At 28.3% G+C, this 12,045-nt stretch carries 7 protein-coding genes and 1 tRNA gene; 4 read left to right on the top strand and 4 right to left on the bottom strand.

Going from position 1 to position 12,045, the window contains the following annotated elements; translation table 11 throughout:
- Window positions 1-156: 156 nt before the first annotated feature.
- Window positions 157-894: a bifunctional 2-polyprenyl-6-hydroxyphenol methylase/3-demethylubiquinol 3-O-methyltransferase UbiG gene (gene ubiG, locus CBquer539_RS02470; protein ID WP_500836295.1), complete on the bottom strand. Its 738-nt coding sequence runs from the start codon at window positions 892-894 to the stop codon at window positions 157-159.
- A 246-nt stretch (window positions 895-1,140) separates the two neighbouring features.
- Here ubiG and gyrA point away from each other — a divergent pair, with 246 nt between their 5' ends.
- The 3 genes from gyrA (at window position 1,141) to ddlA (ending at window position 6,678) form a co-directional block, all read left to right on the top strand.
- Window positions 1,141-3,693, top strand: coding sequence for a DNA gyrase subunit A (gene gyrA, locus CBquer539_RS02465; protein ID WP_500836294.1), 2,553 nt, complete (start codon window positions 1,141-1,143; stop codon window positions 3,691-3,693).
- Between the two features lie 673 nt (window positions 3,694-4,366).
- Entirely contained in the window at window positions 4,367-5,491 is a 1,125-nt protein-coding gene (locus CBquer539_RS02460; protein ID WP_500836293.1) for a porin, read from the top strand.
- Between the two features lie 113 nt (window positions 5,492-5,604).
- Window positions 5,605-6,678 carry a D-alanine--D-alanine ligase gene (ddlA, locus tag CBquer539_RS02455; protein WP_500836292.1) on the top strand — a complete coding sequence of 358 codons (1,074 nt, stop codon included), beginning with the start codon at window positions 5,605-5,607 and terminating at the stop codon, window positions 6,676-6,678.
- Between the two features lie 22 nt (window positions 6,679-6,700).
- Here ddlA and CBquer539_RS02450 read toward each other — a convergent pair.
- Both CBquer539_RS02450 and rplY read right to left on the bottom strand, forming a co-directional pair.
- Window positions 6,701-6,774, bottom strand: a tRNA-Pro gene (locus tag CBquer539_RS02450).
- 312 nt (window positions 6,775-7,086) lie between these two features.
- Entirely contained in the window at window positions 7,087-7,380 is a 294-nt protein-coding gene (gene rplY, locus CBquer539_RS02445) for a 50S ribosomal protein L25 (protein WP_500836291.1), read from the bottom strand.
- A 914-nt stretch (window positions 7,381-8,294) separates the two neighbouring features.
- Between rplY and folE the strand changes: the two genes are divergently transcribed.
- Window positions 8,295-8,960 carry a GTP cyclohydrolase I FolE gene (gene folE, locus CBquer539_RS02440; protein ID WP_500836290.1) on the top strand — a complete coding sequence of 222 codons (666 nt, stop codon included), beginning with the start codon at window positions 8,295-8,297 and terminating at the stop codon, window positions 8,958-8,960.
- A 1,080-nt stretch (window positions 8,961-10,040) separates the two neighbouring features.
- Here the strand turns inward: folE and metG are convergent.
- Window positions 10,041-11,702: a methionine--tRNA ligase gene (metG, locus tag CBquer539_RS02435; RefSeq protein WP_500836289.1), complete on the bottom strand. Its 1,662-nt coding sequence runs from the start codon at window positions 11,700-11,702 to the stop codon at window positions 10,041-10,043.
- Window positions 11,703-12,045 lie beyond the last annotated feature (343 nt).

The raw sequence follows: 12,045 nt of genomic DNA, 5'->3' as shown, positions 1-12,045 counted from the left end.
TTTTTAATATAATTGAGTAATCTAATTATATTCTTAAGAATCGTATTTATCATTTTAAAATTTTTGAAATGATCCTGTAGTAGTGTAAGTAGTAGCGTAAATATTTGTTATTCATTAAGTAGTACTCATATGTTAATTTTAGATATATAGGAGTGTTTATTTTTTTTGTTGAGCATGTAAGATATAGTTTGTATTAACGTTTCTCACTAAGATGCATTTATTTGTAAAGGGATTATAACATAATCCAGTGATGTTTTGTTCTTCTAAAGTGGTAGAGTCAATCCATTCTAACAGTTCAGATGGATTAATGAATTTATTAAAGGTATGAGTACCTTTTGGAATAATACGTAAAATATATTCGGCGCCTATTATAATCAACAGCCATGATTTAACAGTACGATTTAATGTAGAAAAAAATACTGATCCGCCTATTTTAATCATGATAGAACAAGCTTGAACAATTGATAAGGGATCCGGTACATGCTCTAAAACTTCCATGCAAGTAACTACATCGTAGTGACTTGCATGTTTTAGAGCATGATCTTCTACTGTTTCCTGTGTGTAATGAATATTTAAACCTTGATGCAAAGCATGTGATTTTGCTGCTTCTAAAGCAGAAGTACTTATATCCAATCCAACGACTTCTGCGCCTGCTTGCGCCATGCTTTCTGATAAAATACCTCCGCCACATCCAATATCTAATATTTTTTTACCAAATAATCCATTACTGCGTTCAATAATATAACTGAAACGTATCAAATTAATGTGATGTAATGGTTGAAATGTATTAACAGGACCCCACCATTGAGATTCAGGTGTGTAAAATGTATCAATTTCTTTTTTATTTATATTTTTTTGATTTGTTGTAAGTTTCTCAATAATTGTGTCTTTCATGTTAAAATCTTCTTAAGATAGGGAATGTGAAATTCTATAGATTTAGTGATTAGGATATAAATTGCTCACAACTATCAGTTTGTTAAAGTATGGTTATGCATTAGGTTATATATCAACAGATAAATGTATGTATCTTGCTAGAATAATTTAAATATTACTAAAACAATCTATATTATAGTTTAAATAATTTATAAAACTAGTTTTTAGTATACATATGAACTAAAAATAAATAGAGGATATAAATGCATGAATGATTTTGCTAAGGAAATAACACAAATTAGTATAGAAGAGGAATTAACACATTCTTATTTAGATTATGCTATGTCGGTAATTGTCGGGCGTGCATTACCAGATGTACGAGATGGATTAAAACCTGTACATCGTCGTGTATTATTCGCCATGCAAGTGCTTGGTAATTATTGGAATAGAAATTATAAAAAATCAGCTAGGGTAGTAGGTGATGTTATTGGAAAATATCATCCTCATGGAGATGCTGCAGTATACGAAACTATAGTACGTATGGCGCAACCTTTTTTAATGCGTTATGCTTTAGTAGATGGACAAGGTAACTTTGGTTCAGTGGATGGAGATCCAGCAGCAGCTATGCGTTATACTGAAGTACGTATGTCTAAAATAGCAAATGAGTTATTATTGGATTTGGACAAGGAAACTGTTGATTATGAACTTAATTATGATGGAACTGAAAAAATTCCAGGAATATTACCCGCTAGAATTCCAAATCTTTTAGTTAATGGATCTTCTGGTATTGCTGTAGGCATGGCTACTAATATCCCTCCACATAATCTTTCCGAAGTAATTAATGGATGTTTAGCGTTTATAGATAATGAGAATATTACTGTTGAAGGGTTGATGAAATATATTCCAGGCCCAGATTTTCCTACTGCTGCTATTATTAATGATAGCAGTGGTCTTAAAGAAGCATATAGTACCGGGCGGGGAAAAATTTGTATTCGTGCTCGCGCGGAAATTGAAACTGATGTTAAAAGTGGTCGTGAATCTATCGTGATATATGAAATTCCTTATCAAGTTAATAAGGCTCGATTATTAGAAAAAATTGTTGAACTGGCAAAATTAAAACGCATTGAGGGAATATATAATTTACGCGATGAATCTGATAAGGACGGTATGCGAATAGTTATTGAAATTAAACGTGATGCTATTAGTGAGGTAATCTTAAATAATTTATATTCTTTAACTTCATTACAAACCTCATTCGGCATTAATATGGTAGCCCTGCATCAGGGGCGACCAAAGATTATGTCGTTAAAAGATATTTTATCTGCTTTTGTGTCTCATCGCCGTGCAGTAGTAATACGTCGTGTTATGTTTGAATTAAAAAAAGCTCGTAGTCGTATTCACATTTTAGAAGGATTAGCTATTGCTTTGTATAATATTGATTCAATTATTGAACTTATCCGTCAATCTAATAGTTCTGTGGAAGCTAGTTCTGTTTTAACATCTTCATCGTGGAAGCCAGGTAATATTCTTGATATGAGACAAGCAATGCCTGTCAATTTTGTTGAATCTGAATGGTTAGAAATAAATAACACTATTCATAACAATCAATATTATCTTACTAAGAATCAGGTTCAAGCTATTTTAGATTTAAAATTACATAAACTTACTACTTTGGAGTATGAAAAATTATTGAAAGAATATAGTAACTTATTAGAAAAAATAAAAAATTTAATTTCTATTTTAAAAGATCCTAAATGTCTCATGAGAGTAATCCGACAAGAATTATTGGTGATTAAAGAGGAGTATAATGATCTTCGTCGTACTGAAATTAGTAATGATTTTGAAAATATTAATATTGAAAATTTAATTAATCAAAAGGATGTAGTAGTAACTTTATCATATCATGGTTATGTTAAATATCAGCCATTGACAGATTATGAGGCGCAAAAAAGAGGAGGAAAAGGAAAATTAGCAACACGAATTAAGGAAGAAGATTTTATTACTCGGTTATTAGTAGCTAACACTCATGATACAGTTTTATTATTTTCTAATTATGGGCGCATATATTGGATGAAAGTTTATCGATTGCCGGAAGCCAGTCGTGGATCACGAGGTAAACCGATTATCAATTTGTTACCATTAGATATCAATGAACGAATTACTGCTATTTTGCCAATTCAAAATTATACAACAGGACATCAGGTATTTATGGCAACTAGTAGTGGAGTTGTAAAAAAAACGCCACTCACGGAGTTTAGTCGCCCACGCAATGTTGGTATTATTGCGTTAAATCTTAATGATGGAGATGAATTGATCGGAGCTGATATAACTGATGGTAATAATGAAGCAATGTTATTTACTGCTTATGGAAAGGTTGTGCGATTTAAAGAGACACAAGTGCGTAGTGTAGGGCGTTCAGCGATCGGTGTGAAGGGTATTCATTTATTACATGGTGACCGTGTAGTATCTTTAATCATACCGAAAGATAAGAGTTCTATTCTTACTGTTACTCAGAATGGTTTTGGCAAGCGTACTAATCAATCAGAATATCCAATTAAGTCACGTGCTACTCAAGGTGTGATTTCTATCAAGGTTACCGAGCGAAATGGGAATGTAGTTGGTGCTGTACAAGTAAATCAATCTGATCAAATAGTAATGATCACTGACTCAGGTCGATTAGTTCGCACTCGTGTTTCCGAAGTCAATATTATTAGACGTAATACTCAAGGAGTTATGTTAATTCGTACCGCGTGTGATGAACGTGTGGTTGGGTTACAGCGTGTTGTGGAATCAGTAGAAAGTGAAAATTGTTTTATTTAATTTAGTATTTCTGAGAATTGGATTGTTATTAATTATTAGTTTAATAGTAAAGAACATTAAATAATATAGGATTTTTTGTTGTGCCTACGTAATTAATATTGCATTGTGTATTTTTTATTATGTATTTGTATGATATATATATTGTTAATATTCGGTGATAGTGATTAATCCCATCATAGTAATTAGGGATAATTACTATGATGGGATTAATTTAATTAAGAGCTATAATGATTTAAATTAAATTAATATAATGAACATGCGATTCTATTATGATAGAATTATTTTGTGATTCAGGTTGGATACAATGATCATACGTAATATGATTTTTACGTTGTAGGAATTGTTATATAGATTGTTGATTTTAACAAAAAAGTTGCCATGCTACTATATAGCAGATAGTATAGATAGAGATCTATATGGGGGTTATTATTTTATGTACAGAATCTAGTTTATTTTGTATATATGATAATGCAATAGAATTGGTTTAGTTGAAAACTGTATTTTATTTTGAGAGATTTTTGAAGTCATTATAGGCAAAGCACATTAAGTAGTTTAGTAGGTGATACCTAGAAGTAAAGGGTTGGCGAATGAGTTTGATTCTTATTTTGTTAAAGGAATTAATATTAGAACATTAGGTTTAATAATATTACTTATTATATGGTGAGGTATTAATATGAAATTACGGTGTTTCACTAGCCTAGTTGTAACTATGGTTATGGCAAGCACTATCGGAGCTGCTGAGATTTATAATAAGAATGGAAATACGCTAAGTATGTTCGGTAGTCTTGTTGGTGGTCATTATTTTTCTAAAGATAATACTAAAGATGGGGATGGTTCGTTTGTAAGGTATGGTTTTTCTGGCACGACGTATGTTACTGATCAAATTGTTGGTTTCGGTGTATGGGAACATGAAGTTTCTTTAAAAAATTCTGAAAAAATTAGTGTAAATAATAATGATAAGGTTTTGATTGGTTATGCAGGAATAAAATTTGGAGATTTTGGAAGTATTGATTATGGGAGAAATTATGGAGTATTATATGATGTAGGAGCATGGACAGATGTAACACCAGGATTTGGCGGGGATATATCACTTATAGATAATTTTTTGTCCAATCGTAGTTCAAATGTGATTACATATCGCAATAAAAATCTTTTTGGTTGTGTGGATGGACTGGATTTTGCTTTACAATATCAAGGGAAAAATGATATTAATAAAGCAACGAGCCGTACTTTAAAAACAGCTAACGGAGAGGGATATGGAGTCTCCGTATCTTATTCATTAAACAATGGGTTTGCTGCATCAGCGGCTTATACCAATAATAAACGTATTGTTGAACAAAGTAATTTAGATAGTAATGTGTGTTGTAATGACAATGCAGAAGCGTATTCTTTTGGAGTAAAATATGATAATAAAGGAATTTATACAGCAGCTGTTTATGGAGAAACTTATCACATGACTCCATTCGGTAGTTTTCGCGACGACCCTAATACAACAGAGCATATTTATTATGGATTTGCTAATAAGGCTAAGAATGTTGAATTAATAGCTCAATATCAATTTAATTTTGGGTTACGTCCTTCTATATCTTATTTACATTCTAAAGCTAGTAATGTAGAAAATGGTTACAGTAATTTTATAAAAAAATGTATTACAGTTGGAACTAGTTACGTTTTTAACAAAAATGTTTGCACTACCATGGATTATAGAATTAATCTGTTGAATAAAGATAATTTTACCAGTGCAACTCAGATTTGTACTGATGACATTATGGCGTTAGGTGTAGCTTATATATTTTAATAAGTAGCGCCCGCACTTAAAACGAAGGCGAATATATATGTATATTCGCCTTCGTTTTAAGTGCGGGCGCTACTTATTAAAATATATAATAATATTATTAAGGGATATATAGTATGTCTAAATTGTGTATTGGGATTATTTGTGGAGGTCGTTCTTCAGAACACGAGATTTCATTAAAATCAGCTATGTGTATTACACAGTTTATTGATAAATATCGATTTGAAGTAATGATTTTGTGGATAGATAAAAAAGGATATTGGCATCTGAAAGATATTAACTCTAACTCTAATACCTTATCGCATTATAAAAATGATGCTTATATTTCCATATTATTACAAAATTGTCCTTACCAATTTGCATTTAATGCTGAAAACATAAATATGTTGTTGAAGTTTGATGTTATTTTTCCTGTAATTCATGGAACATTAGGAGAAGACGGAGCGTTGCAAGGTTTATTATGTATGATGAATTTACCATTTGTTGGTTCTAGTATTTTGAGCTCATCTATAGGTATGGATAAAGATGTGTCTAAACGCTTATTACGTGATGCGGGGTTGTCAGTAGTACCATTTAAAACTTTTTTGGCACACGATCAATATAATATAGATTTCAATGATCTTATTTCTAGTTTTGGATTGCCTTTATTTGTGAAACCAGCAAATCAGGGATCATCAATAGGAGTATCAAAAGTTACTAATTATAAAAATTTTAATCGAGCATTAGAAAAAGCTTTTTCTTTTAGTCATAAGATATTAATAGAACCAGCTATTATTGGAAGAGAGTTGGAATGCGCGGTATTAGGTAATGATAATCCAGAAATTAGTATGTGTGGTGAAATCATATTATCTAATGATAATTTTTATACTTATTATAATAAATATGTAGAACACAAAGCGCAGGTCATAATACCTGCTTTAATTGATGATGCAATAAGTGATGATATTCGCTGTATTACTTTACGTGCGTTTCAAGCATTAAATTGTGCTGGAATGGCACGAGTAGATTTTTTTTTAACTCTGGATAATAAAATTTTTATTAATGAAATTAATACATTGCCTGGGTTTACTGATAACAGTATGTATCCTAAGTTGTGGGAGGCAACTGGATTAAATTTCCAAGCACTAATTACAAAATTAGTAGAATTAGCGTTAGATCTACATGATAAAAACAACTGTTTTCTCGTGTAGATAGTAATCTATTTAAGTATTTTCGGCATGAGAGGATTTGAACCTCTGACCCCCGACACCCCATGACGGTGCGCTACCAAGCTACGCTACATGCCGTTCTTTTAAGAGTGTTATAAATTTATATGATATAAATTTATAACACATTACCATAGATCATATTCATGATATTTTTTCAAAATTCTTTGTAACTATAATAAATCATATATAGTTGGTAGTATATGTATTAATCGTTTTTCTGTTTACATTGATATTGGTATATATTACGAATATTAATTCAATTAAGTTGTTCATGATTATTTTTTCAGTTTAATTCAATGTATGTTAAATTAAACTGAACTATACAGTTGTAGGTTACGTAAAAAATCTAGATTTTAGAGTCAAGCATTATGTATAGGATAAATTATTTTATTAAACACGCTCAAAATCAATATGAATCAGTTTAGGCTTAAAAGGATGATACTGCATCTCTTGTATTTTAACTGTAATAGATTGTTTGTTTTCAATACACAATAGAATAATACTATTCTTATGTAATTGCACTACAGTATCAGGATGCAAGATATCGTTTTGATTCAACATAATGGATAAATTTGGTTCATTACCTTTACTGTAGATTATAGCTGGACATTTGTTTTGTTTGCGTAATCGCCTTGTTGCGCTTTTCTTTTGATAAATACGTAAATTAGCTTTAATTTTTAACATTACTGTCGCACCTATTAAATATTTTCATAATTAATTCAATTGTAATATAAATGTAATAATGTATTCACATCATTAATATGATATAACATAAATAATCATTTATTATAATTAAATATTATATATGATATAATTATTTAGTGTTATTGTATATGATTTATTTATATGAATCATATCAATGTTTGACATTTTAAATAATATAAACAGTTTAAAAATTATCGTATATACTTTATTAGGGAATTTAATTATATTTAAGTTTTATTTATGTAAGTATATCAATATATGTTTGATCATAAAAATCACAGATTTTATAAGTACTGTTATCGTAATATTTCACGATTTAATTTTTATCTAATTTTATAAATTTGATGAGGTAAATAAATTATATATAATATAATAAAGCAGATATTTAATAATAATTTAATTAATTTTTTAATATTTTAATTTTTTTATACAACACATACACTACCATTGTATATATTCATATATATACAATGGTAGTGATAAAGTATACTAAAATAAAATAAATAAACATAATTTATATTCTATATTTTAATGATTGCTAGATTTACAGTTTATATTTATATATGTAATGAAAGTTACAGATTTAATTTACAGATATATCTATTTATCATAATAAAAGTATATTTATTTTATATAAATTGTTTATATATTGTTTAATACAATATAAACGTGTTGATAATACGTAGGTGATTTTATAAAAAATGTAATTTTATAAGAAAAGCTAAGTAATTAAAAAAATTAATATATTCGATTATAAATTCCATAATAATACAATATAAGGATTTATTATTAATTAGTGTATAATTAATCTAATTGGGTTATTTTTAATTTTATTTCAAGTACGGTATATTGCACTGAAGGGTTTTTATGAATACATTTTTAGAGAAATTTATATGTCTATATTGACACAAGAGGCGTTATTAGTACGTGATGCTTTGTCAGCGCGAGGATTAGAGAATCCATTAATTGAATTAAATATTGATCATCAAATACGTAAACGTTGTATTGAAAATCATATGAGAGCTATTGTGCATCTTCTTAATCTTGATTTAGAACATGACAGTTTATTAAATACCCCTAAACGTATAGCTAAGATGTATACAGAAGAAATTTTTTTAGGTTTAAATTATTCAAATTTTCCTAAAATTGCTATTATTCAAAATACTATGCAAATTAATGAAATGATTACAGTGCGAGGAATCAATATCACTAGTACTTGCGAACATCATTTTATTGTTTTTAATGGTAAAGTTACTATTTCTTATATTCCAGAAAAAAATGTAATTGGTTTATCTAAGATAAATAGAATAGTGCATTTTTTTTCTAAAAGACCTCAGTTACAAGAACGATTGACAAAACAAATTTTTTTAGCATTACAAACGTTGCTCAATACAAATAATGTGGCAATATTTATTGATGCAGTGCATTATTGTGTTAGAGCTAGAGGTATTCATGATGGTAGCAGCACTACAACTACTACTGCATTAGGGGGTTTATTTGAATCTAATTCAAATGTTAGAAAAGAGTTTTTGCATACGATTACGTATTGTAGCGATTAAGTTATATTTGTTATAAATTTATAGTTATTGATACATTTTATAAACAAAAATTTGTAAAATCTAGAAATGTGATAATGATGCAAAATAATTAATTTTTACTTCGATATAGGACATCAAATGTCCTATGTGTGTGGTATTAAAGTATTTTTAAAAATTATTTTTATCAAAAATAAAAATTGTGTAAATTTTTATCGTATTTTTACTCAAAAAATAAATTTTCGAGTGTTGTTTTATAACTAACATACGAATTTATTTTTTGTGATTAAGTTTACTACAAGAAATAATTAAGATATGGAAATTTTTAATGTGGGTGTCCTTGTCTACATTAATTAATATAGATTGCGATAATCTAATTTTGGCATATAAGAGGTATATGTTATGTTTGGATTCGTTGATTTAATTGTGATGAAATTAAGTGGTTTTTTAGGATATATATTTTATGAGCAAAAATAAGTATAGTGTAGTTGGGATTAGAAACTAAAAATTTTTTAATTATATTAATTGTATTCATATAAGTATTTTATGTAGATAAAATAAATTAAATTGAGTAATTATGACATATGAGTGAAAGGAGTGATTTTCATAAGAAAATTATATTATATATTTAATTATGTTTATTATTGTTAACGCATGATAATTATAAGTTGTCTTGTTTTTTAAAGTAATGTTTTGTTATAGAATATATATATATCGAGGCATTACTTTTAATGGAAAACGTTAGAATAGCATTATTCGTATTAAAGTATTTAAACAGAATTAATAGTATTTTTGTATTTTAATTTTATTAAAATATTTTTATTGATTTAAATAATAATAATACTACGCCCTATTTTAGGTCTATTTGTATGTTGAATGATATCAAGATAATAACAGAGTTATATTTCCAGAAAATATACAAAAATTTTTAGCATGATTTTTTATTTAAAATAAGAATTTTTATTTTTGACAAGTTTAATTTTTGATAATAAGTGCATATTTTAGTTGCTTGATTATTAAAGTGTGCACAATAATATGCGTTATTTAATTTTTTTTTATCGTGTTTTATTAGCATTAAAAGTTATTTCTACTACACATATGTATTTATATATTAGAATCCGGAATATGCAATTGAGATGTATCTACTATAGATGAAATTTGATCAGGACGAATATGAGAGAAAATTATTTTAAATTTGTTAATTCGATGGCCTAACAAAGGTATGGGGATACTGTTCCATGTAAGATGAGTGTTAAGAAAATGTTCACTATATTTACTTAAATTAGGTAAAACAGGTTTTAAATAGATCATTAAAATGCGGAACAATTGAATACCCATAGAATAAATGGATAATGCCTCTTGTCTGCGGCTTGTTTCTTTTGCAATATGCCATGGGGCATTTTTATCGATATAACGATTAGCTTCATCTGCCAATTGCATAATTTTACGCATAGCGTAGTTAAAGTCTCGTTTTTGAAATAGTTCCCCTATAAAGTGTCTGGATTCAACAAACATATTATATAGAATAGGATTCATTAACGTATTAGATAAGTGACCATTATAATAGTGATGTATAAATCCAGAATTTCTAGACGCTAAATTTAATACTTTGTTGATAACATCCGCATTTACTTTAGTAGTAAAATCTGCTAAATTTAAATCTATGTCGTTAATATGAGATGAAAGTTTGGTAGCGTAATAATATCTCAAGTAATCTGGATTTAAGTATGATAGATAAGTCCTTACGTTAATACATGTGCCTTTAGATTTTGATATTTTAGATCCATTTAAAGTAACATGTCCATGCACAAATATATTAGTTGGTGTACGAAACTGACTACCTGATAAAACAGCTGGCCAGAACAGGCTATGGAAATAAATAATATCTTTTCCTATGAAATGGTATAAGTCTGTTTTAGAATGTGAACACCAAAAATCCTTAAAAGATATATTTTTATTTTTTTTGCATAGGTTTTTAAATGTCCCCATATATCCTATGGTTGCGTCCATCCAGACATAAAAATATTTTTCTGAGGTATTAGGAATCTTAAACCCAAAATAAGGAGCATCCCTAGAAATATCCCATTGCTTTAAACCTAATTTAAACCATTCTTCTACTTTATTAGCTACTTCTTCTTGTATGCTGCCGGATCGTATCCACATACGTAATGTATCAGTAAAAGCTGGTAAATCAAAAAAGAGATGTTTAGATTTTCGTATTATTGGAGATGATCCAGAAATAACTGATTTTGGATGTATAAGATCTAGAGAGGTGTAAATAGCGCCGCATATGTCGCAATTATCTCCGTATTGTTCAGATGCTTTGCATCTTGGACATATACCTTTTACAAAACGATCTGGTAAAAATATATTTTTTTCGGAATCGTACAATTGATAAATAAATTTAGATTTAATGAATCCATTTTTTTTTAAGCGAAAGTAAATATCATGTAATAATTCACGAGTTTCTTCGCTGTGAGTAGAATAATAGTTATCATAGCTAATTCCGAATTTGTAGCAATCTTGCTTATGCTCTTGTTGTATTTGGGTAATCATTTTTTCTGGTGTTATGTTAAGTTGTTGTGATTTTAACATAATGGCAGTGCCATGTGCATCATCTGCACAAATAAAATATACACGATTACCTTGCATGCGCTGATAACGAACCCAAATATCTGCTTGTATATGCTCTAACATATGTCCAACATGTAGAGAACCATTAGCATAAGGCAGAGCACAAGTAACTAACATTTTTCTTGTAGTCATATAATAAATTAATTTAGAGATTTAAATGGGCAGTATGGTAACATATATTATAAACTATTGAAAATGGTATTTTCTATTGTTTATATTTACCATTATAGTATGTGTATATATGTGTGTAAATATTACGCTAATTAAAATTATGTTTAGTTATTTTTAATAGTTTTACATCTATAAGTAATATATTGAGAATGATATTTTTTACGATGCATAACAGTCTATTTTTTTACAGGTTGATTATGTATTTAAATTTAATTTAGTTTAATACAGGTGAATTGTAAATTTTATTATAATGTATAGATGCATGCATGTAGATGTTGTATTTATAAGATATTTATGTGTTTCA

It is taken from the genome of Blochmannia endosymbiont of Camponotus quercicola (genome assembly GCF_059935335.1).
Note: the sequence above shows the minus strand (reverse complement) of the source record. Positions and strands in the feature narration are given on the sequence as shown.